This is a genomic window from Marinobacter shengliensis (assembly GCF_003007715.1).
In the GTDB taxonomy this organism is placed as follows: Bacteria; Pseudomonadota; Gammaproteobacteria; order Pseudomonadales; family Oleiphilaceae; genus Marinobacter; species Marinobacter shengliensis.
On the sequence record NZ_PXNO01000012.1, the window covers coordinates 25691 to 47492 of the forward strand.

The window sequence follows — 21802 nt, forward strand, 5'->3', positions numbered from 1 at the left end:
TAAACTTTTGGCTAAAGAAGAACCAACAAACGGAAGTCTCCGACGGAAACGAATCCCTGTTTGAAATTATGAGCTGCGATTAAGGCGGATAGCCAAATCTCCTGGATTTGGTCGGCATCTGCCTGTTTATTATTCTCGAATCATATGACTGCTTCCGGAGAGGCTCATATGTGTTGGACGCCGGACGTGTTGAGCCCACTAATCTCCGTCATGATCCTTTCAATAACCTGTGTTCGCACCGCAGGTTTGATCCTTTCTTCTGGATAACACCTGACCAGATCAATATGACTTACGCCCTCGTGTGCATGGAACATGTGATTTTCGACCCGTTGCGTTGCTCTGCTCCCGAAAGCCTCGTTCATTTGGTGACTTTGGTCGCACCCGAGCAAGTCTCCCTGCGAGAAGAAATTAAGGCACACATCAACATTTGTCGGTACGTTACGAGGATCAAACCCCCACCGTCCTGGGAATACTCGCCCCAGCCCTCCTGCGGCGATGATGACGAGCAGGGCAACCTCCACACCGCGCCACTCAAGCTCGCGTGCAACCTTGACCGCGTGGAACCCGCCCTGACTATACCCGAGAATCACGAGCTTCCGCCCCTCGCGACGTGATGCTTGCAAGTCATCTGATATCGCATCAACCGAGTGCAGGTGACCGTACATTGTCACGTCTGACAACCCCTTGCTTCTGAGGTAACGCAGCAGGTTGCGCTGCATCAGTCGTCGGGCCATGAAGCCGTGAATCACCGCAACTCGCGGACCAGCGTAGCCGCTGTTTGTCTTTGGTCGGTCAGGGACCTGCAACCGTTGAACTAAGCTCAGAAGTTTACTATCCAAGAAGCGTCACCTTGCATGCCTAACGCCCGCAATCGAGCGCTTGTCGCGTGGATTGATTTGTTATGCCACCTGAACCAAAATATACCAATTATTGGTACTAGCGAGACAGCATCATGCAAAAGAACACCAGCATCACTCTAGGCCAACATTTTGATGCGTTCATTGCGGAACAACTCAAAAATGGCCGATACAGCTCAACCAGCGAAGTTGTTCGTGCAGGATTGCGCCTGCTTGAAGAGTCCGAAACCCGCCTGACTACGCTCCGCAAACTTCTTAAGGAAGGCGAAGATAGTGGCTTTGAAGACTACTCTTATGACTCTTTCATTCGCGAACTGGACAACGAAGAGCGCTAATGCTGAATTTCAAGCTTTCCAGGAAGGCCAAAGCTGATCTCAAATCTATTGCACTGTACGCGGAGCGTAAATGGGGCCGAGATCAACGAAACCACTACATTCTCCAGTTTGACCAGTGCTTCCAACTACTGGGCGAAAACCCGAATCTGGGGCAAACCTGCGATGGGATCCGCGCGGACTACCGACAGTATCCCCAAGGAAGTCACATCATATTCTATCGGGTAGCGACCGACAGTGTCGTTGAGATTATCCGTATTCTACACAAACGCATGTTACCAGATGGGCATCTCCTTTAGGGCATAACGCCCGCCAGGGTTCGCTGGCGCACGCCTCACCTATCGGCTTTAATTATCTGAGTTACTTATTCACAACAGCCAGGCGGTACTTGCCTGCCGGAGTTTTGGCTCTGGTGTATGTCAGCAAGGTGTGGGCATGACAGGAGGTCATTACCATGAAGCGCATCGCCATTTGCTTTGACGGCACCTGGAACCGGCCAGAGGAAAACATCGGCGAGGATTTCCCCACTAATGTTCTGCAGTTTGCCCGGGCTATTCGGCCCACGGATGACCAGGGCGTGGAGCAGGTGGTGTTTTACGATTGGGGCATTGGCTCTTATCATGACCAGCTTCGGGCCGGCGCCACGGGCAAGGGGCTGGAGAAAAATGTGATGGATGGCTACCGGTTTCTGGTTCACAACTACGAGCCGGGTGATGAGATCTTTCTGTTTGGTTTCAGCCGCGGCGCCTACACCGCCCGCAGCCTGTGCGGCATGATCAATAACTGCAGCATTCTGAAGAAGGTTCACGCCAATCAGATTGAAAACGCGTTCAAGCTGTACAAAACCAAGAAGCATCCCGCCAATGGCGAACATGCCATGGCCTGGAAGAAGACACATTCGTTAGAGCTGCGCACTCCCATCAAGTTTGTGGGTGTGTGGGATACCGTAGGTGCCCTGGGGCTGCCGTTTACCTTTTTCGGGCTGATTAAGGATAAAGACCTGTTTTATGACAGGGAGATTGGCAGCAACATCGCAACGGCCCGGCACGCGTTGTCTCTGGATGAGCAGCGGGAGGATTTTGAACCCACGCTTTGGGAGCCGAGGAACGGCACAGACATCCAGCAGGTGTGGTTTGCCGGGGTGCACTCGGATGTGGGCGGCGGCTACGGCCCGGACAAGTCGAATCAGATTCTGGCAGACATTCCGCTACTCTGGATGGCAGACGAGGCAAAGAAACAGAAACTGGTGTTCAATAGCAATCTGCCCTCCCAAACCCATGCAACGGCCGAGCAGCACAATGAATACAAGGGCAAGTACCGGCTGCTGGGTAAGCTGGTTCGCAGCATCCCCGTACCCGAGGCCAACCTGACCTACGTACACCCCAGCGTTAAGACGCGCTACAGCAGCGGTTACCGCAGCGAGCCGATTGAGCAGTACATCAAAAGCCATGGCCAGTGGCCACCACTCTGGGGCGGGTGATCAGCCCTTTGTGTTTCATGCTAGTCTGGTGAGATTAACTGTAGCCCCAAGTTGGTTAATTAAAGCTGAGACCCACGCAATGCATCTTCCATTCTGGCTGACAACGGCCCTATTGTTTCCGGTATTGCTGTACCAGGGGAAACGCACCCGGCGTACCACGCCCCGATTACCGGAGGCCTCTGGCTCTCCGTGTGGGCAGTATGGCGAGGGCGAGCCCGCCAGGCGCGTTCTGGTGATCGGAGAATCCACCGCCGCCGGCGTGGGTGTTGATAACCACGAGCAGGGGCTGGCCAGCCAGTTGGCGAAGCAGATCCATGAACGTACCGGCCAGGCCATTGCCTGGCATACCTTCGGGGTGAACGGCATTCGCCTTGGAGCCTTGAACAAGCAGCTCGCGAGGGCGGACCTGCCAGAAGCAGACCTGGTAGTCCTGAGCATGGGGGTGAACGACACTACCGGCTTTACGCCCAGGTACAAGTTTCGCCAACAACTGCTGGAGCTGCGCCAGTTGCTCGGTGCCCGTTACCCTGCACCGCTGATGCTTTTGAGTGTTCCGCCCATGCACCTGTTTACCGCCCTGCCCGCGCCGTTGCGGCACGTAATCGGATGGCGGGCGCGGCTGCTGGATCACCTGTACAAGACACTTGCCAGCGAGATGCCAGAGCGGTTCTCTTACGTTCACTACCCTGTCATTTCAGACCCGGAATTGCTGGCCAGTGATGGCTATCACCCCGGGGAGAAAGGTTACCGTTACATCGCGCAAGCCCTGGCAGCCCTTCCTTAGGAGTTTCATGGCAACACAATCCACGCCGTCATCCGATAAACACACCCAGTCACCTTCCGAGCGGGACCTGTACCTGGACGCCCTGCGTGCCGGTGCTTTGCTGGTGGTGGTATTCGGGCACTGGATAGCCACTCTGCCCCGGTTTGATGGTGGCCTGGAAATTCAAACAGAACACCTGTTAAAAATCTGGGAGCCTTCAGGGTTTATCACCTGGTTTGTGCAGGTGGTGCCGCTGTTCGTGTTTGTATCTGCCACCGTCAGTGCCGATGGTGTGGTGCACCGGATGGCTCAGGGGCACCGGCAGATGCATTGGTGGGCAGGGAGAGCGCTGGCGCTGGCCAGGCCTACGGTGACGTATCTTGCCGCCATTACCCTGATTGCCCTGCTTTCACTCTACACCGGCGGCCGGGTGTTGGGGCCGTTTAACCAGTCGCTCACCATACACTTGTGGTTTCTGATCATGCTGCTGGCCGTGCAGGCGCTGTTGCCCCTGAGCGTGGAGGCCGACAGGCGCTGGGGCCTGGGGGCGGTCGTTGGGCTGGTTGTGGCAGCCGCGGTGGTGGATGTTGTGCGGGCCATGCCCGGCTCAGCGGCGGATATTCTGCGCCTGGGACAGCGGGTAACGGATTCGGCAGACGGCATCGGCTGGGTCAATGCCGTGCTGGTTTGGCTGTTACCCCAGCAGTTGGGCATTGCCTGGAGGCGGGGCCGCTTCAGGGGTGTGTGGACGGGTCTGTTTTTCCTGGTGCTGGGCGGCTTCTGGCTGGTGGCTGCCCTGGCCAGTGGTTATCCCATCGGCATGGTAGGCCGGGATTTTCACGGCGACAGCAACATGCTGCCCCCCACCCTGGCGCTGGTGGGCGTAATGTGGCTTCAGGTTGGCGCGGTTCTGTTCTTCGAGCGGCCGGGGCGTTGGCTGCTGGACAGGCGCAGAATCAGCGGGGCGGTCACCATGCTCAGTGCCCTGAGTATGCCCCTGTACCTCTGGCACAAACTGGCAGAACTACCAGCCGCCTGGCAGGGCGACCGTTTCGGGTTGCCTGTGGACGCCGGTTTGCCCGGTGAACCCGGCTTCTGGATGGGGCGGTTCTGGTGGATTGTGCTCTGCAGCCTGATGGTGGTGCCGGTCATCGCGCTGGTGGTGGCTTTTGAAATGCGCCGCAAGCAAGGCGTTGTGACAACCTCCAGGCCGCGAATCATCCTGGCCGGCGGCTTCTCGCTGATGGCCGGACTGGTTGTCAGCCTGGCACTCGGAGCACTACCGGGCGCCCTGCTTGGTCTGGTCGGAGTTGCGGCTGCGTCCTGGCTGTTGCGGGTGCATCCCCAGCCAGGACGATAACCGGATCGTTACAGCGCCGCCTTACAAAGCTGAACCGCTCAGTCCGCCTTGTAGAGCCGGAGGATACTGGAAAAATCCAGCTCACCATTACCCTGCCCCGCATGCAACTGGAACAGGTTTCGGGCCAGCGAGCCCATGGGGATAGACGCCTGGTTCTTCACCGCGTTATCAAACGCCAGGCCCAAGTCCTTGGTCATCAGGTTCACCAGGAAGCCACCCTGGTACTCCCGCGATGCCGGCACGCCCTCCATCACACCCGGCCAGGGATTGTACACATTCAGCGCCCAGTTGCCGCCAGAGCTTTGCTTCATGATTTCTGACAGTACCGCAGGGTCCAGGCCGTTCTTGGCGCCCAGAGCCAGGGCCTCGCTGGTACCTGCCATCAGGATGGCCAGCATCATGTTGTTGCAGATCTTGGCCACCTGGCCGGCACCGTGGGGGCCGGCGTGGAAGATATTTTTTCCCATGCCTTCCAGGACAGGTTTGGCGCGATTGAAAGTGTCTTCTTCGCCACCGCAGATGAAGGTGAGGGTGCCGGCTTTGGCACCGCCTACGCCACCGGACACCGGGGCATCGATGAACGCCAGGCGCCGCGCTGCAGCGGCTTCCGCCACGGCGCGGGCAGTCTCCGGGGCAATGGTGGAGGAATCAATCACCAGGGTGCCTTCGGGCAAGGCTGAGAGCAGGCCGTCCTCGCCCAGGTACACCGCTTCCACATGTTTGCCGGCCGGCAGCATGGTGATGATGCACTCTGCCCCTTCGGCCGCGGCCTTGCCGGAATCCGCGGTGCTGGCACCTTCGGCCACCAGCGCCTCAACGGCGGGCTGTGACAGGTCGAATACGGTCACATCATGCCCGGCCTTGAGCAGGTTAGAGGCCATGGGCGCGCCCATGTTGCCCAGGCCGATAAAGGTAATCTTCGCCATGTTGCTTCTCCTTGTTGTTGTACTGAAGCCAAGGGGCAGTGGTTAGCCCTCGGCTTCCTGGCTGAAAAACTCGTCTATCCAGCTGTTGTCGATTTCCCCCAGCGCGGCGTAGCGCCAGCGGGGTTGCATGTCTTTATCAATCAGCAGGGCGCGGATGCCCTCGGCAAACTCACCTTTTCTGAGGCATTGCTTCGCCATGACCAGTTCGTTGTCCAATACCTGGGCCAGACTGTGCAAACGGCTGCGGTGGTAATGCTGCCAATGCAGCGCCAGCGACGTCGGGCTGGCCGCGGCCAGGCCTTTCACAGATTTGCCCAGCCAGTCGTTGCGACTGCCGAATTCCTGCAGGCGACTCACCACCTGTTCCAGAGAATCGGCATCAGTGGCTTGCTGGATCTCGTCGTAATGCTGCCGCACCGGTGATTCCAGCACAGCATCCTGGCTTTGCTGCTCGTACCTGCGCAGTACCTGACTAACCACTGCGTGGCTATCGGCACCTTGCCAATCGGCTGCGACCAGGGTGTCGACCACCTGCGCTTTAAGTTCCTGCTTCACGAACCGGTCCGCCATGCCGGTGAACAACGCGTCGGCAGCGTTCATCCGTGCACCAGTCAAGCCCAGGAACAGGCCGGTTCGACCGGGCATGCGATTGAGGAACCAGCCGGCGCCGATGTCCGGGTAAAGGCCGATGCTCACTTCCGGCATCGCCAGTTTCGAGTGTTCGGTAACCACCCGGTGGGAAGCGCCCACCATCAGGCCGATGCCGCCGCCCATCACAATGCCGTGGCCCCAGCAAATGATCGGTTTCGGGAAGGTGTGAATCTGGTAGTCCAGCTCGTATTCTTCGGTGAAGAACTGGTCGCCCTCGCCGAGTTTTCCTGGCTCGGTCATGCTGCGGTACAGAGACACGATGTCTCCTCCGGCGCAGAAGGCCTTGTCGCCCTCCGCTTCCAGCCAGACCGCGCACACCCTTTCGTCTTCCGCCCAGCGGGTCAGTTGGGGTTTGAGCAGGCGGATCATCTCCATCGACAACGAGTTGAGGTTGCGCGGTGTGTTCAGCCGCGCCACGGCAATCAGCTCACCACCGGTGGTTGTCCACTCTTCAAAAATAATGGGTTGCTCGCTCATAGCAGTCTCAACGGTTATTGGTTCTTCCAGTCCGGCTTGCGCTTTTCCAGGAAGGCATTCACGCCTTCTTTCTGGTCTTCGGTGTGGAACAGTTCTACGAACAGTTCCCGCTCCATGCGCCAGCCGTCGCTGTGGCTGCGACCGTCACGGGCACTCATCACCAGCTGCTTGCAGCGCGCAATGGACGACGGGCTTTGTTTGCAGGCACCTTCCGCCAGTTTCAGGGCCGCGGCCAGCCCCTCGCCGGAGGGCACCACCTCTTCCACCAGGCCAATCTGCAGGGCTTTCTGGGCATCCACCCGTTCGCCACACAGAATCATGCGCTTGGCCCAGCCTTCACCCACCAGCCAGGGCAGGTTCTGGGTGCCGCCGGCACAGGGCAAGAGGCCAACGCTGGCTTCCGGCAGGGCCATCTGGGCGTGCTCCTCGGCGATGCGGATATCGCAGGACAACGCACACTCCAGGCCACCGCCCATGGCGTAGCCGTTAATGGCGGCGATAGACACGCCCCGGAAGGCGGTGAGTGCGGCGAAGGCTTCGCCAAAACGCTGGGCCATGTCGTTGGCGCGGGCAAGATCCCCGTCGGCGAAGGTTTTCAGGTCCGCCCCAGCGGAGAAGAACTTTTCGCCCTGGCCGGTGACGACCAGGGCAAAGATGTTGCGGTCCTGGTTCAGTTCTTCCACCAGTTTCGCCAGTGCCGCCAGGGAATCCGCCGTCCAGGTGTTGGCCGGTGGATTGGCGATGGTCAGGGTCGCAATGTGGTCGCGTTTCTCAAGTTGAATCAGGTCACTCATGATCGGTTCCTTGTTTTGTCTCTGGCCGGTTACTGGATGGCTTCTACCACGCCATCCTCCAGCAGCCGGCGGGCGATGATCAGGCGCATGATTTCGTTGGTGCCTTCCAGGATCTGGTGCACCCGCAAATCCCGCAGGTAGCGCTCGAGCGGATACTCACGGATATAACCATAGCCGCCGTGCAGCTGCAGGGCCTCGTTGGCCACGTCAAAACAGGCGTCGGTGGCGAAGCGTTTGGCCATGGCGCAATGCAGGGTGGCTTCCGGGTCTGCGCTGTCCAGCTTGAAGGCCCCCAAACGTACCATTTGCCGGGCAGCTACCAGGTTGGTGGCCATATCCGCCAGCTTGAACTGCAGGGCCTGGAACGCCGCCAGGGGTTTGCCGAATTGCTGGCGTTCATGCATGTAGTTGCGCGCCCGCAACAGGGCCGCCTGGGCACCGCCAAGGGAGCATGTGGCAATGTTCAGGCGGCCGCCGTCCAGCCCCTTCATGGCGATGGCAAAGCCGTCGCCTTCCTCACCCACCCGGTTACTGGCGGGAATGCGCACATCTTCCAGGGTGACCATACGGGTTGGCTGGCTGTGCCAGCCCATTTTCTCTTCGTTCTTGCCGTAGGAAATGCCTTCGGCATCAGCCGGAATCACGAAGGTCGAGATGCCCTTGGCGCCGCTGTTTGCATCTCCGGTTCGGGCCATCAATACCAGAATGTCTGTGGCACCGGCGCCGGAGATAAACATCTTGCTGCCGTTGATGACGTAGCTGTCGCCGTCTCGCACCGCACGGGTACGCAGGCTGGCGGCATCGGAGCCAGCCCCAGGCTCGGTCAGGCAGTAGCTGGCCAGCCATTCGCCGCTGGCCAGCTTGGGCACATACGCCTGCTTCAGGTCATCCGAGGCAAAACTGGCCACCATCCAGGTGGCCATGTTATGGATGGTGATAAACGCGGCGGTCGAGGGGCAGGCCATGGCCAGCTCTTCCACGATCACCGAGGTGTCCAGGCGAGACAGCCCCATGCCGCCCAGGGCTTCGGGCGTGTACATGCCCATAAAGCCCATCTCACCCGCCTGCTTCATCACCTCCACCGGGAAGATGTGTTCGGCATCCCATTGGGCCGCGTGCGGTGCCATGGATTTCTCGGCGAAGGCACGGGCGGCATCCCGGAAGGCCAGTTGGTCTTCGGTCAGGTTGAAGTCCATTACCCGGCTCCTCCTTTAGCGAAGCTGAATTGAGAAGTTCGCCTCGGATGAGGTGGCTTCGCTGGAGAACCACCGGGATGTCACGGTTTTGGTTTCGGTGTAGAAGCGAACCGCCTGCTTGCCGTAGGCGTGCTGATCGCCGTAGAAGGAACCTTTCCAGCCGGTGAAGGAGAAGAACGGCAGGGGTACCGGAATGGGAACGTTCACGCCAACCTGGCCCACATCAATCTCATGCTGGAACCGGCGTGCGGCGCCACCGTGATTGGTAAAGATGGACGTGCCGTTGCCATAGGGGCTGTTGTTGATTAGCGCGATGGCTTCGCCCAGGTCGTTGGCGTTCATGCAGGTCAGAACCGGGCCGAAGATTTCTTCCTTGTAGATATCCATCTCCGGAGTCACGTTGCCGAACAGGGTTGGCCCAACCCAGTTGCCATCGGGCAGGCCATCCACGGTGCAGTTCCGGCCGTCCAGAAGGAGTTGCGCACCCTGTTTCTCGCCTGTGGCGATCAGTTGTTCAATACGCTCCTTGGCCCTGGGGCTGATCACCGGGCCGTAGCTCGCACCGGAATCGTTCCAGGCACCGGGGCGCACTTTCGCCATGGCCTCTTTCAGCTCCGGAATCCACTCCTGCGCCGCGCCCACGAATACCGCGACGGAAATGGCCATACAACGCTGACCGGCGGCACCCACGGAGGCGCCCACCAGGGCGTTGATCACCTGCTGTTTGTCGGCATCCGGCATGATCACCATGTGGTTCTTGGCGCCGGCGAAGCTCTGCACCCGCTTCATGTGGCTGGTGCCGGTTTCGTATATGTAACGCCCTACCGGAACCGAGCCGACGAAGGAAATGGCTTTGATGGCCGGGTCTGTGAGCAGGGTATCCACTTGCTCTTTCGCGCCATGCACTACCTGCAGGACACCCTTCGGCGCACCCGCCTGCTCGAACAGCTCTGCCAGGCGCATCGGGGTCATCGGGTCTTGCTCGGAGGGCTTCAGGATAAAGGTGTTACCGCAGGCGATGGCCATGGGGAACATCCACAGCGGGATCATCGCCGGGAAGTTAAACGGGGTGATGCCCGCACACACGCCCAGGGGCTGAATCCAGGAATGAGTATCCACTTCGCGGGCTACGTTCTCTACCGTTTCCCCCATCATCATGGAGGCGACATTGGCAGCGTGCTCTACTACCTCAATACCGCGCCAGACATCGCCCTTGGCGTCGTCAAAGGTCTTACCGGTTTCCTGGGACAGGATTTCGGCAATCTCGTCATGGTGCTCTTTCAGCAGTGCCTGGTAACGCAGCATCACCCGCGCTCGCTCGGACACCGGGGTTTCTTTCCAGCTCTTGAACACTTCCCCGGCGTTATCGATGGCCCGGCGCATTTCGGCTTCGGTGGCACAGGGCACCTGGGCGATCACTTCGTTGGTGGCGGGGTTGGTGAGGTCGATCCAGTTTTCGGTCTGGCTCTGGGCAAATTCACCGGCGATGTACTGAGGTATCTTCTTCATGCTGATAATCCCTGTTTGTTGTTGTGCGGGGACGCCGTTTCCCACCCGGAAGCGGCACGATATGGAAAGAGCGTAGCACGGGGTTTGGCAAAGGGTGATTGACTAAATTTCGCCCATGATGGATTATTTTTCGATGCCACAGGAACCCAGAACTCCGAAAACCACCCAAACCTCGCAATGGCCGGTGCCGCCAGACAGCGTGCGCTATGTGGTGCCGGAACCGATAGTGCGCTTGCTGGCCAAGCATCCATTAACCCGCGAGCTGTACCCGCTGGCTTTTGGCCACTACCGCAGGGCCGCTGGCCATCACATGCACCGGGAACACCATCGTGACAATCTTTTGATCTATTGCACTGAAGGCCAGGCCTTCCTGAATGTCGCGGGCGAGCCCCTGACGGTTAACGCGGGGGATCTTCTGCTGTTACCCGCCGGTGCCAGCCATCGCTACACCGCCGCACCGGACAACCCATGGACCATTCACTGGGTGCACTACACCGGGCCGCTGGCAGAAGAGTTCAGAAACTACATGGGCTTTGATGGCAACAACCACGTTCGCCATCTGGGCCGGCAACCGAGGCTGTTGGTGGATTTCAACGGACTGTTGTCGGTTCGCCAGACCGGTTTTCGCGCCCGGGGGCTGATTCACGCCAGCAACCGTTTGCGACAACTGCTGGCCGCCGTGCCCCTGAATGCCGACGAAACCGGCCTGGCACAACAGGCGGAGCTGGAGACCATCCATAACTACATGCGGGAACACCTTGAGGAACGGCTAACGTTGCAGCAACTGGCGGAACTGTCCGGCCTGTCCCCGGCGCATTTTGCCACCCGCTACCGGGCGCAGACCGGCACCTCACCCATTCAGCACTTCCTGCACCTGAAGGTGGAGCGGGCCTGCCAGTTGCTGGATACCACCAGCCAGAGCTTCGCCGACATCAGCCGGCAGCTGGGTTATGACGACGCCTATTACTTTTCCCGGTTGTTCAAGAAGGTGATGGGCAAGTCCCCAAGTGACTATCGCCATACTGCACGGCATTGAGCCGTTCATTTCGCGCCCTGGAGAATGGAATCATTCATATCTTCGGGGTTAAGCCCGAACAACTTTAATCATCACGCCGCCCAAGCCAACGCTCGATACCCGCCAGGCAGTCTTCCAGAAAACGGATGAAAGCGGCGACCATGGATATATCCTGGGCCTCTGAATTCTGGAATCGGGCATCGATTGCCAATCCCATACTTAACAGGGCAGGCTCGTCCAGCATTCGGAGCCCCCCCAGGCTTCGGTGCACGAGTTGCCCCATAAGGACCTCATCGTTTTCCATGACGGCTTCCCTAAGCTCGTTTAAGCCACTTCGCAATTCCGAGAGGAGCGTTATGAGCGTTCTTTCCGTCATCTCCGAGTCACCAAAAATGTCCAGCAGGTTGTAATAACCGGGAGGACGATCATCGTCAGCGGGCGGCCGGATAATATCTGCCAGTTGCTGGCTTAACATATTGCTCAACGCATTCAGCCGGATTGGCTTGCCAATCACATCATCCATCCCAGCCTCAAAGCAGCTTTCAATTTGCCCATCCAGCAGATTCGCCGTCATACCAATCACGGTGGTTCTCGGCCAGCCCGTGTTCTGCTCCACGGCTCTTAACCTGCGCGTAAGCTCGAAACCGTCCATCTCTGGCATATGGCAATCGGTAAGCATCAGGTCGTAGTGTTTTTCTTTAACCAAACCCAACGCAATGCAGCCGTTCTGAACAATGTCGTAGGTTATTCCCAATCGATTCAGCTGCTCCGCCAATACCGATCTTATTAATGCATCATCCTCGGCGACCAATATCGTCACGGTCGCGGGCCAGTTAGTATTAATTTTCGGCTTTGCATCTTCTACCGGCATTTGCCTGGCGGACCGCCCGAGGCAGTGCTGAACCGCATCGAGAACACTAGACAACTTGAATGGGTTGCTGCTCAGCACGTTTCTGGACTCATTATCCAGAACCAACGGTTCTGACGTTACGTAGACGATGTCGCTCCTCGGGTATGCTCCACGCTGATCCCGAATTTTCAGATCGGCGCTCTCGACAGACGTGGCGATGTCTGCACCGAAATAGATGAGAATCTCCTGGAGCGCCTCTGTCAGGCCCATATCGTCCAAAGACACATCAACCTTTACGTTGGAGAGTGGCGTATCCTTCGGTTCTCGCACCGTAATGTCGATCGGCAAATCAACAACGACTCGCGTACCCACCCCGGGTTCGCTGATGAGGTTTATTTTGCCTCCCATCAAACTGACTAACTGACGGCATATTGGCAAACCCAACCCCGTGCCGCCCAGATACCGGGTTCTTGCGTCATCTACTTGAGCAAATGGTACAAACACTTCCCCTTGCATCTGCTTATCAATCCCGATGCCGGTGTCTGTCACCTGCAATCGCACCGTCTGGGAGCAACCCCTGTCTTCAATCACCTCAAGCCGAACTTCGATACCACCAGCCTCGGTAAACTTTGTGGCGTTGCTCACCAAATTGAACAGGATCTGGCGAAAACGCAGGCTATCGGTCAAGAACAACGCTGAGAGCCTGGAGTCCAGATAAAGCCTTAAACTCAGTTTTTTCGCATAAATTCGGGGCGACAGGACACTTAACGTTGAATCAACCAAACGCCGTAAATCAACCGGCTCAGGATGAATGGCCAACTTGTCGGCATCGAGCTTAAAGAAATCCAGCACATCATCGAGAATCTGCAACAGCGACTCTGAGGCATCCGCAACCAGTGACACCAGGCGCGCCTGACCAGCGCTGAGCTCGCTGTCATTGATCAGCTCCAGAGTGCTGATGATGCCACTCATGGGGGTTCTTACTTCATGGGATATGGCGGCCAGGAAACTGCGCGTGGATTTTGAGGCCACCTCAGCTTTCTCTTTTGCTTCGGCCAGGGATTCTGCCTGTTCGTGCTGCTTGGTTACGTCAACCCAGTAACCATTCCAGTGAACATCGCCACATTCGGTACGTCGGGGTACCAGATAGGTGGCGATCCAACGCTGCCCCCCAACGTTGTCGATGATCGAGAACTCTCTTGAAATAGGTTCGAAAGTCGCCACAGAGGATAACAGGCACTCTTCGATCACTGATCGCCCGGGCATCCCGTTCTCTGAGAACAATATAAACGGATTTTGTTCTAACTCCGCTTTATCAACTCCGAGGATCTTTAGCGTATTCCCGATAATCAATGGCACGGAAATTCGCTTGTTTTTATCCAGTTTAACTTTGTAAATGACAGCAGGCAGATTCTGTGTCACATCCAGAAGACGCTGTTCTATGAGCTCCCGGCGAGCAACCTCCCGACGATACCTGCGCAGGCAAAGTGACAGACAAAAGATAACCAGCAACAGAAAACTGGTGACAACGGCAAACAAGGAATGGAAACGATTCCAATCCGTTGCCACCACGAACCCACTTGTCTCTGTGACACTCAACCCTGACCGAGACAATGCCGATTCGAAAGAACCTTTGGCAGAAGACGGCCCAAGAAGGAAATCCTGGACGAACCGGTCACTTGGTTTGCGGAACACCTCTGATGCCGGTGGTTCCTGGCACAACGGTGTGGCGCCCACACCTGGCACACTGCAGACAAACGATTCCTGCATCAACGGCTTTGCAACCGCCAGCATAATGACAGCGATGGCAAAAAAATAGACCACCCTGTAACTTCCTTGCCTCCCTTGCTTCTCCATCATTCACCTTGTGCCCGGGCGGGATAAGTCAGAGGAACAGAGTATTCAACCACCTGTCCCAAATCGTTGATCAGCGCGTAAGTGAGCTTGCCGCTGTCTATGCGGTCGCCTTGGTAACCGAAGAAGAGTGCGCGCTCAGCCCCCGGCGCCAACATCCCTTCCCAATCACCGCTGAGTTCGTGCAATTGGCCCTGGATCTCAAGGCTCAAGGTGGAGAACGAGGCATGCAACGACGAACCGTTGTTTACCCGCACAAACCATTTGTTGTCTTTACGACCGATTGTGAACTTCAGTTTTCCCGCCACTTGCCTGTCTTTATCTGCAACTCCTTCCGGCCGCACAAAAACTTTCATTTGTGTTCTTGTAGCTACCTGTAAACGAACACTTTCCTCGTCGAACTCACCCGCTTTGAGCGCAGGCACCTCGTAGAGATTGAGCCAGAAAACACTCTCTCTATTTGCCGGCAGGGATGAACCATCAAAAATCAGCCGCAAGCTCTTTTCTTCACCCGGATCAAGCTTGAATACCGGCGGCAGCGTTATGACTGGTGATATATCGGTATCCGGGGTGGCATAGGGTGAACCATCACCGGTCCAGGCCTGAAGCAATACGGGATGCGAGTATCCGTTCAACAACCGAAGGGTTTGTTCCGGTTGAGCTTGGGTCAGCACAACACGTGTGCCCGATATCGCCAGGCCAGCCTGAGCGTTGAACGCAAACAGGCAAGCCACAACGGTTGCACCACATAGCCTCCGCGAGCCTCTCACTGCACCCTCACTAACACTTGTGCGCGCGCTTTCACCTTGCCTGGCGTTACCGTTGAATTGGGGAGTTTTTCCAGGGTTGCAGACATTTGGTGACTGTATTTTGTTGTCCCAAAGTCGGAAATCTCAGTCACCTCCGCACCGGCGAGAACGGGGTACCAGCCCGCAAGCCTGCCGCCGCCTGTCGGGTTCTCGCCGCAGACTTCCGGCGCTGTGCCAACGCAATTCACCCCGTGCCAACCGAGGAAATTCATGCGCTCCCCTGTCGCCATATGCTCAAGGCGAATACCCACGCCCCTGGCGACATTAGCGTCAACACCATAATCATCCGACAACAGGTAAGACACCCCGCCATAGCCGTTGATCAGGTCGCTCTCATGCAGTTGGGTGTTGAAGTAGGACGCCTGCGACACCTGCAAGCCGAACGCGGTCTGACCAGCGTTGGTTCCGGAGGCGACACCTGTGTCGCACTCAACATCAACCCGTATCGGGCTGCTGGGCGCCGCGCCACTCTCCAACTCGGCTACCGAAACGGTCGGAAACAGCACAAATGGCGTGTTGTTACGTACAACGCAACCGGCTCTTCGATAAATGGTAGCTCTCGGATTTCGGTAGATCCCAAAACCCACAAACTCGTTGGAAAACCCTCGATACATAACCCTAGAATCATCGCCGGCCACCGGCCCGTTTGCATTCACGCCCGGCATGGAAAAAACGTAATAGACGAAAGGCTGAGTGTACGTATAAGCCTGACCATCCGTATCCCAAATGCCTCCCGGAGGTCTCCCTGGCACTTTGATGAGCTCAACTGCCAAGGGACTCAACTGTCTGAAATAGAATTCGTACCGATCCGTGTCCGGGTTGTAGATTGGTTTGGCAGGAAATTCCTGGTAAAGCCGGTTAACTACCTGGCCGGTTTCCGTCAATGTGGCTCGAAATGCAACGTTGTGCCATAGGGTGTAGTACGCGCCCGGATACTCCGGCACTTCGAACTCACCGCTGTAACGGTTATCCCCATTGGTCGCGAAGGTTACCCGGAAGTTGTCAACGTCTTCCTGCGTCTCACAGTAATAAAGTACGTCATCAGGGCTTCCCGCCTGCCCTCCACTAAAAGACTGACTGGGTACCACCGTACTGGCCGCAATCACCGAACCCATTGGCTGCAAATAGTTGCTCATGATATTGATCGCCGTAATCCCCATGCCGGAGGCGTTACCGTCAGAGCCGCGGTTCGTCCAATCAGGCCCACGATAACAACGTGCATCCGCAGCACTGCTCCACACCAACACAGCAGCCAGGATCAAACCCAGAGACTGCTTCGAAAAGAAGTTATGCAACTTTCCCCCTCAACGGCACAACGCCGTTACCCTGACAATCGGTGTTTTAACACTGGTCTCCGGAGGTAGCTCGTACGGGAGCGAACAAGCATGAGAACTGCCCTCACCCCAGCGCACTGTCAGAACACCTGCGTCCTGCTCCAACCTTCCATACACCTGGCTCGCCTGACCAACCATGCCGACCACATCACCGGATTCATTGACAACCGTGGCCCCCATGGGGATCTGGGCGCCACCATCCCGCTTGGCGGTAATCAGCGCACCGCGCCCACGCGTCACCCTGAAAGGCACGTAGACACTTGCACCGGCATAGGGCGCAACCTGACGGCTGGTTTCCTGCAACTCAGCGCGAGTATCAATTCCGACTGGATCAAGTGAGATGTGGTTGTAGCGGTAAGGTGACAGAGAAGGCACAATCGCATAACCATTACTGTCAATGGTTACGCCGTTGGCATTCCGGACACGTGCACCTTCTGCGCCCTTCGCCTCCACAAGCGCGAAGGTATCCGACAGATAAGGACCAAAGGTAATGCCGCCACCGTGCACCACAACCCCACCGGTAGCGGATGCACCAGCCTGCCAGTAATCCCGGCCCTGGGCGTAATTTCCGGCCAGGGTGCCTTTCGAGAACCTGTGCTGAACGTTAACCCCGGCTTCGGTACTGTTGTGTGCTGTATCACGGGAAGCATAAACACCGTAACCAGTCGACAAGTCGTCTCCCGCCACGCCACTTACAGCCCCCTGAATGGACGTGTCGCCACCCCTGTTCTGGTTTGCTGACAGGGAAAAACTGGGGCTGTTACTCGCTGTGCCCAAGGGCATGGATAACGACACCGTCAAGGAGTGATCTCGATTCTCGTCGCCGGTGCCCAGGCTTCCAACCTCCTGCCGGTTGGCAGACACATTCAGATTCACCCGGTTAGCAAACCGATGGCTGTAACCAAGCTGATATTCGTAGTCCCGCCCGCGGGAGGTGTCGTAGTAATCCCGGGTAATGGCGTTAGCGTAGAGACTGCCCCGATCCGTCAAATGCTGGCTGACGCTCATATCGAAACGAGAGCGCTGCGATACGATCGACGAGCTGGATGCCGCACCCTCATTGTCAGTGTGACGGGCCAACAGGACCTCCGAAAGGCTACGGTAACCCCGGGTTGAATAACGATAAGTGGCCAGGGAGAAGTTGGTGCCCGTTGAAGAGAAGCTCCGGCTGTAACTTGCTCGTCCCATCAAACCCTCTTGCCTGCCGTCGCTGGGCAACTCAGCCGATGAGTAGGAAAAATCAAGCCCAAACGCCCCGATGGAACTGCCAAGAACACCGCCCAATGTGACGGATTCGTAGCCGCTGGCACCCTGCACACCACCGTTGAGGGTAAAGCGATTACTGAGACCGTATTCATACACCAGCTCACCAAATGGGTCGTCTCCGTCGCCGATCTCACGCGCCAAACCGCCAGCCAGGCTATACCGTGACTGCCCGGGGCGAAGTGACCCTGGTACGGAGGAAAAGGGAACGTTGAAGCGCCTGACCGCACCATCGGCCTCCAGCACCTCCACCTCAAGATCGCCATTGAAGCTGGTGGGATATAAATCGCTGATCTCGAAACTGCCTGCGGGAACCGTCGTTTGATAGATCACCCGGCCATTCTGCCGGATGCTGACCCTGGCATTGGTGTTTGCCACACCCCGGACCACCGGAGCATAACCACGCTGGGAGCTGGGTAACATTCGTTGATCTGAGGAAAGCTCGAAGCCCCGATACGCCACACCACCAAACTGACGACCAGACGTGTAGCTATCCCCCATGGTCAACTCACTTTGTATCGTCGGCAGTGCTCGCTGAACGTAATTTCTGGCACCGCTCCATCGGGTTTCACCACGATCATCGACGCTCAGGTTCGACTGGCTCCGAAACCGCCAGAGACCTGCATTAACGCCCGCATTGAGGGAACCAAATGAACTGCTGTTGGACGCACCGCCGTCACGATCAACGCGGAAATGGCTTGCACTATAATTGGCAAACACCATACTGGCGCCGCTATCCAGAAGATTCGGATCGACATAGCCCCTTGGCGTATTTCGCATCAAACTTTGGGGCACGTTGATAACCAGCGCCAGGGCGCCGGCATCAAACTCTGTGGATGCTGACTCAATGCTCTTCTCAACCATCAAGCATGAATCCTCGTCTTCATGGGAGATTTGCTCGGGCAGCACTCCCGCGCCAATCAGAATGCTTCTGTCCAGGCACGGCAGAATCCTTCCGTGTTCCGCCTCAACCATGAGTACGTCGAAGCGACCCAGAAAGTTTCCATTTAATCTCAGGTCAACGCGGTATTGCCCTGGGTCAACGTGGGCATGGCGATTGAAGCGCCCTATGCCCCCGGCTCCCAGGGCTGTTCCGATCAACATGCTGTCGTCGAAGACGTATTCGTCGTGTTGTGTCACTACGCTGTCGCCTGCCACACCGGCGTATGCCGGAAATGGATTGCAAGCCAGCATTGCCACCAGCAGCGGGAGTGCGTAGTTCCGCCTCGGCAGATCATCAACACACTGGCTGCAACCGTGCAGTTTTCGGTACATGACAAGACTCCGGCCCTTACAGCGAAACACTCTGAACCCGATTGCCGCCATGATCATCGATAACCATCATGCGCAATTCGGCCGGCTCACCCGTAACATCCCCCTCCAGCACCCAGCGCTCTGAGGAAAACGGCTCAATCATGCCCCCGCGGCCCAGATCTAACGATTGCTCGCCAGCAACGACTTCTGCCCGGCGAAAAGACACGTGATAAGGCGTGGGGTTTCGAACCAGGATCTGCGTCTGATTACTGCCGATTCGGGAACGTGTTGCCGAGAGTCGCCCCAACGCGCGGCTCGGTTGCTCCGCAATTCCACTCGGTCGATAAAATACTTTGACCCGGTGTCGGGTGAGCAGAACCAGTTTGTTCTGATCAACTTGCTCAGATCGGATAGATGGAATCTCAAGTACATTCAGAAAGAACACAGATTCCATATCAGTTGGCAGTTCGCCGGCGTCACCCGTAAAGACCATCCGAAGCGACTGACCTTGCTTTGGCAAAACTTTGGTAACGGAAGGAACAACCGCAAATGGCGCATCCGATGTATCGGGTGAAGAACGCGTATCACCTGTATCCAACCAGGACTGTATTACAACCGGGGAATCACCGGTATTTGAAATCCTTAATGTTACTTCCCGGGAGCTTTCATCATATATAACCCGGGTACCAACCATTATAATTGCGGCCTGAACACTCGCCATTAATTGGCAGGATAATAATGCGATCAAAAGCAGAATTCGCCTCATGATGCTCCCCGGAATAAATTAGTTTATGCTTTCATTAAATTCGAGATAATAAGGAGGGAAATACTCCCTCCTTATATAGCGGACCTCTTGCAAGCAACCACTTATCAGTTTAAGTATTACTGATAGCTAATGGCGTATTGCACGGCACTGGTAACGCTTCCCGGAGTAACGGAGGCATCATCAGCATAGTACTGAACGGCAAAGTCATGGCTCGCACTGGTAGCGCCGGCGTCAACAGTCAGTCCGGAGACAGAATTGATACCATTTACCAGGGAAATCGCAGCTCCGCCCGGTGCATCAAGCAGCTGCAAAGACACGCCGGCGGCGGTGCCGGTATTCGCCATATTGTCACCAGAGAGCCCATTGGGAACAAAGATGGTCTCAATGCTTATTGCCTCGGCGTCAGTAGTACAACCTTCCACAGATATGGTGAACGATGTCTCTCCCGCAACATCTCCGGCAGCAGAAAAATCTGAAACACTAACTGTCGGCAGCAATACTACCGGTGATGCTGCATTGCCATTTACATAAACCTGACAGGTGTTGTCAGCAACTTCACCCTGGAAGGTAATAGTATTATCTGAAGCAGCAGCAGTTGCAGACAGCATGTACAGTGCACTTACCAGAATTACCTTTTTCATAACTCTTTCCCTCACACGAATTCGTCATATATAGAAGATTAAGAGCAGCTGAGGGTATAACGGGATAACCTCAAAACTCGCCACCAATGTTACGCAGTCGTAATGAGACAAAAAATGAGAAGAATCTGAAAACAATTAAGCAGGAATGTGCAGTTATACTTATAAGTTAAAATAACTATATCCAGAACAAACAGGCAACGTTGAGGTAAGAATTTTTCATTTCGATTTGAGGGCAACAAACGCTCGCCGTGTGCCATGAACGCTGCGGATTCTTACGAGCATGTCCTGAACCTGACTGGCGTCACCTCCCGAGGCGTCGTCACCCCACACCACGAGTGTCTTATCGGTTTTTAGTGCCGCAAATGCCGAAGCATTGCTGAAAATTGTTTCGACATCGACAAGCTGTCCCTGAACAGCGCCTGCAGCACCACCACCATCAGGGTCTCCCCAAACCACAACACTGCCATCGGATTTAATGGCAGCAAATGCCCGCTCGGTGCTGAAAACACCCGTGATGCACTGCAGTTCACCGTTAACTGCGCTGCTGTCGCCCCCAGCGAGCTCATCCCCCCACGTTACAACGTGCCCATCAGCACACAGTGCAGCGAAGGCAGAATTGGTGCTGTATATATGCTGCACCTCCACCAGCCGGCTTTGGGCCTCCCCGACGGCACCACCGCAGCTGTCGAGCCCCCACGTTAATACCCGACCATCGTATCTCAGAGCCGCGAACGAGTACCTATTGGCGAAAATGGTCTTTACTTGTTTGATCTCGGAGGAAACATCACCCATGTCGCCTCCAGCATAATCACATCCCCAGGTAACGACCGTCCCATCACCTCTCAATCCGGCAAACGCACTACCCGTGCAAAAGACCTTTTTTATTCCCCAGAGCCGATTCTGAACACGGTCAGTGTAGCCGCCCCAATCTGCATCGCCCCATGCAACCACGTGCCCGTTGCTTTTCAATGCGGCAAACGCTGTTCCTGTGCTCGTAATATCGACCACATCAACGAGCTGACGCTGAACCTTGCTCGAATCACCGCCAGCATACTCACTGCCCCAAGTGACAACCGTGCCGTCCGCTTTGAGCGCCGCAAATGCCGCTGCGGTGCTGTATATCTTCGTCACGTTCACGAGCCTCTCTTGAACGTGAGAGGTGTCACCCCCGGCATAATCCGCACCCCAGGCCACAACCGTTCCATCGTTCTTGATGGCAGCAAAAGAGGCTCCGGTACTGCACACCGTTGTTACATCATTGAGCTGGTGCAGAATGTCACTCGCATCTCCCCCACAATAGCGACTCCCCCAAGTCGTTACCCTGCCGCCCAGTCTCACTGCAGCAAAGGCGCTATTGCTGGTAGACACGGACATCAAGTCGGTTAGCTGACTTTGCAGTGCATCCAGGCAACCGCCGGCGGATTCAGCGCCCCACGCGACCGGGCTAAAGCCCGCCTCACAGGCCTCAGTTGGTTCTGAGTGATTCAGCCTCCAGATTTTGAGCTCGCTACCGTTCATCACACCGACTAACTCCCGAACTTGTGCTATTGGAATTTAATGTAAGCACGCAGGGGTAGCGGTTAAATAAGATGATTCTCAAAAGCACCTTATTAGCGGTTTCAGGTCAATTATTTTTGGTTATTTAACAGTTTGAGAAATACGGGCGGGCGG

At 56.6% G+C, this 21802-nt stretch carries 19 protein-coding genes; 6 read left to right on the top strand and 13 right to left on the bottom strand.

What is annotated here, in order from left to right:
* Positions 1 to 164: 164 nt before the first annotated feature.
* Positions 165 to 839: an alpha/beta fold hydrolase gene (locus C7H10_RS03390; protein ID WP_106693757.1), complete on the bottom strand. Its 675-nt coding sequence runs from the start codon at positions 837 to 839 to the stop codon at positions 165 to 167.
* Between the two features lie 113 nt (positions 840 to 952).
* On the opposite strand from C7H10_RS03390, the gene C7H10_RS03395 reads away from it, so the two are divergent.
* The 5 genes from C7H10_RS03395 (at position 953) to C7H10_RS03415 (ending at position 4792) form a co-directional block, all read left to right on the top strand.
* Positions 953 to 1192 (top strand): type II toxin-antitoxin system ParD family antitoxin, encoded by a 240-nt coding sequence (locus C7H10_RS03395; RefSeq protein ID WP_088828616.1) that lies wholly within the window; start codon positions 953 to 955, stop codon positions 1190 to 1192.
* Positions 1192 to 1488: a type II toxin-antitoxin system RelE/ParE family toxin gene (locus tag C7H10_RS03400; protein WP_106693758.1), complete on the top strand. Its 297-nt coding sequence runs from the start codon at positions 1192 to 1194 to the stop codon at positions 1486 to 1488. The genes C7H10_RS03395 and C7H10_RS03400 overlap by 1 nt, the downstream gene beginning before the upstream one ends.
* 155 nt (positions 1489 to 1643) lie before the next feature.
* Positions 1644 to 2669: a DUF2235 domain-containing protein gene (locus C7H10_RS03405; RefSeq protein WP_106693759.1), complete on the top strand. Its 1026-nt coding sequence runs from the start codon at positions 1644 to 1646 to the stop codon at positions 2667 to 2669.
* Positions 2670 to 2748: 79 nt separating this feature from the next.
* The gene (locus C7H10_RS03410) at positions 2749 to 3453 is read left to right on the top strand and encodes an SGNH/GDSL hydrolase family protein (protein WP_106693760.1); all 705 of its coding nucleotides are present in this window, start codon (positions 2749 to 2751) and stop codon (positions 3451 to 3453) included.
* 7 nt (positions 3454 to 3460) lie between these two features.
* Entirely contained in the window at positions 3461 to 4792 is a 1332-nt protein-coding gene (locus C7H10_RS03415) for an acyltransferase family protein (RefSeq protein ID WP_167392868.1), read from the top strand.
* A 38-nt stretch (positions 4793 to 4830) separates the two neighbouring features.
* Here the strand turns inward: C7H10_RS03415 and mmsB are convergent, their stop codons facing one another.
* The 5 genes from mmsB to C7H10_RS03440 are packed head-to-tail and all read right to left on the bottom strand — an operon-like array spanning position 4831 to position 10345.
* Complete coding sequence (mmsB, locus tag C7H10_RS03420; protein WP_106693762.1) at positions 4831 to 5718, bottom strand: 3-hydroxyisobutyrate dehydrogenase; 888 nt, start codon at positions 5716 to 5718, stop codon at positions 4831 to 4833.
* A 42-nt stretch (positions 5719 to 5760) separates the two neighbouring features.
* Positions 5761 to 6846: an enoyl-CoA hydratase/isomerase family protein gene (locus C7H10_RS03425; RefSeq protein ID WP_106693763.1), complete on the bottom strand. Its 1086-nt coding sequence runs from the start codon at positions 6844 to 6846 to the stop codon at positions 5761 to 5763.
* A 14-nt stretch (positions 6847 to 6860) separates the two neighbouring features.
* A complete protein-coding gene (locus C7H10_RS03430; protein WP_106693764.1) occupies positions 6861 to 7640 on the bottom strand; it encodes an enoyl-CoA hydratase in 780 nt (259 codons plus the stop codon).
* Positions 7641 to 7669: 29 nt separating this feature from the next.
* Positions 7670 to 8836, bottom strand: a complete 1167-nt coding sequence (locus C7H10_RS03435) for an acyl-CoA dehydrogenase family protein (RefSeq protein WP_106693765.1) — start codon at positions 8834 to 8836, stop codon at positions 7670 to 7672.
* A 15-nt stretch (positions 8837 to 8851) separates the two neighbouring features.
* Positions 8852 to 10345 carry a CoA-acylating methylmalonate-semialdehyde dehydrogenase gene (locus C7H10_RS03440; RefSeq protein ID WP_106693766.1) on the bottom strand — a complete coding sequence of 498 codons (1494 nt, stop codon included), beginning with the start codon at positions 10343 to 10345 and terminating at the stop codon, positions 8852 to 8854.
* A gap of 115 nt (positions 10346 to 10460) precedes the next feature.
* Between C7H10_RS03440 and C7H10_RS03445 the strand changes: the two genes are divergently transcribed.
* Entirely contained in the window at positions 10461 to 11381 is a 921-nt protein-coding gene (locus C7H10_RS03445; RefSeq protein ID WP_061333501.1) for an AraC family transcriptional regulator, read from the top strand.
* Between the two features lie 64 nt (positions 11382 to 11445).
* On the opposite strand, the gene C7H10_RS03450 is transcribed toward C7H10_RS03445, so the two are convergent.
* The 7 genes from C7H10_RS03450 to C7H10_RS03480 all read right to left on the bottom strand — a co-directional run bounded on the left by C7H10_RS03450 (position 11446) and on the right by C7H10_RS03480 (position 21652).
* Positions 11446 to 14070 (bottom strand): ATP-binding protein, encoded by a 2625-nt coding sequence (locus C7H10_RS03450; RefSeq protein ID WP_106693767.1) that lies wholly within the window; start codon positions 14068 to 14070, stop codon positions 11446 to 11448.
* On the bottom strand, positions 14067 to 14798 hold the full coding sequence (locus tag C7H10_RS03455) for a fimbrial biogenesis chaperone (RefSeq protein WP_146136790.1): 732 nt from the start codon (positions 14796 to 14798) through the stop codon (positions 14067 to 14069). The genes C7H10_RS03450 and C7H10_RS03455 overlap by 4 nt, the downstream gene beginning before the upstream one ends.
* 32 nt (positions 14799 to 14830) lie before the next feature.
* The gene (locus C7H10_RS03460) at positions 14831 to 16168 is read right to left on the bottom strand and encodes a fimbrial protein (RefSeq protein WP_146136791.1); all 1338 of its coding nucleotides are present in this window, start codon (positions 16166 to 16168) and stop codon (positions 14831 to 14833) included.
* A gap of 9 nt (positions 16169 to 16177) precedes the next feature.
* On the bottom strand, positions 16178 to 18745 hold the full coding sequence (locus C7H10_RS03465; protein ID WP_167392870.1) for a fimbria/pilus outer membrane usher protein: 2568 nt from the start codon (positions 18743 to 18745) through the stop codon (positions 16178 to 16180).
* A gap of 16 nt (positions 18746 to 18761) precedes the next feature.
* Positions 18762 to 19490 carry a fimbrial biogenesis chaperone gene (locus C7H10_RS03470; protein WP_106693771.1) on the bottom strand — a complete coding sequence of 243 codons (729 nt, stop codon included), beginning with the start codon at positions 19488 to 19490 and terminating at the stop codon, positions 18762 to 18764.
* Positions 19491 to 19606: 116 nt separating this feature from the next.
* Positions 19607 to 20131, bottom strand: a complete 525-nt coding sequence (locus C7H10_RS03475; protein ID WP_106693772.1) for a fimbrial protein — start codon at positions 20129 to 20131, stop codon at positions 19607 to 19609.
* A 216-nt stretch (positions 20132 to 20347) separates the two neighbouring features.
* On the bottom strand, positions 20348 to 21652 hold the full coding sequence (locus tag C7H10_RS03480; protein WP_146136792.1) for an RCC1 domain-containing protein: 1305 nt from the start codon (positions 21650 to 21652) through the stop codon (positions 20348 to 20350).
* Between the last annotated feature and the right edge of the window lie 150 nt (positions 21653 to 21802).

Excerpts from the sequence above, each read along its gene's own strand:
- C7H10_RS03395 (WP_088828616.1), top strand. The coding sequence starts at position 953 with ATGCAAAAGAACACCAGCATCACTCTAGGCCAACATTTTGATGCGTTC.
- C7H10_RS03400 (WP_106693758.1), top strand. The coding sequence starts at position 1,192 with ATGCTGAATTTCAAGCTTTCCAGGAAGGCCAAAGCTGATCTCAAATCT.
- C7H10_RS03405 (WP_106693759.1), top strand. The coding sequence starts at position 1,644 with ATGAAGCGCATCGCCATTTGCTTTGACGGCACCTGGAACCGGCCAGAG.
- C7H10_RS03410 (WP_106693760.1), top strand. The coding sequence starts at position 2,749 with ATGCATCTTCCATTCTGGCTGACAACGGCCCTATTGTTTCCGGTATTG.
- C7H10_RS03415 (WP_167392868.1), top strand. The coding sequence starts at position 3,461 with ATGGCAACACAATCCACGCCGTCATCCGATAAACACACCCAGTCACCT.
- mmsB (WP_106693762.1), bottom strand. The coding sequence starts at position 5,718 with ATGGCGAAGATTACCTTTATCGGCCTGGGCAACATGGGCGCGCCCATG.
- C7H10_RS03425 (WP_106693763.1), bottom strand. The coding sequence starts at position 6,846 with ATGAGCGAGCAACCCATTATTTTTGAAGAGTGGACAACCACCGGTGGT.
- C7H10_RS03430 (WP_106693764.1), bottom strand. The coding sequence starts at position 7,640 with ATGAGTGACCTGATTCAACTTGAGAAACGCGACCACATTGCGACCCTG.
- C7H10_RS03435 (WP_106693765.1), bottom strand. The coding sequence starts at position 8,836 with ATGGACTTCAACCTGACCGAAGACCAACTGGCCTTCCGGGATGCCGCC.
- C7H10_RS03440 (WP_106693766.1), bottom strand. The coding sequence starts at position 10,345 with ATGAAGAAGATACCTCAGTACATCGCCGGTGAATTTGCCCAGAGCCAG.
- C7H10_RS03445 (WP_061333501.1), top strand. The coding sequence starts at position 10,461 with ATGATGGATTATTTTTCGATGCCACAGGAACCCAGAACTCCGAAAACC.
- C7H10_RS03450 (WP_106693767.1), bottom strand. The coding sequence starts at position 14,070 with ATGATGGAGAAGCAAGGGAGGCAAGGAAGTTACAGGGTGGTCTATTTT.
- C7H10_RS03465 (WP_167392870.1), bottom strand. The coding sequence starts at position 18,745 with ATGTACCGAAAACTGCACGGTTGCAGCCAGTGTGTTGATGATCTGCCG.
- C7H10_RS03470 (WP_106693771.1), bottom strand. The coding sequence starts at position 19,490 with ATGAGGCGAATTCTGCTTTTGATCGCATTATTATCCTGCCAATTAATG.
- C7H10_RS03475 (WP_106693772.1), bottom strand. The coding sequence starts at position 20,131 with ATGAAAAAGGTAATTCTGGTAAGTGCACTGTACATGCTGTCTGCAACT.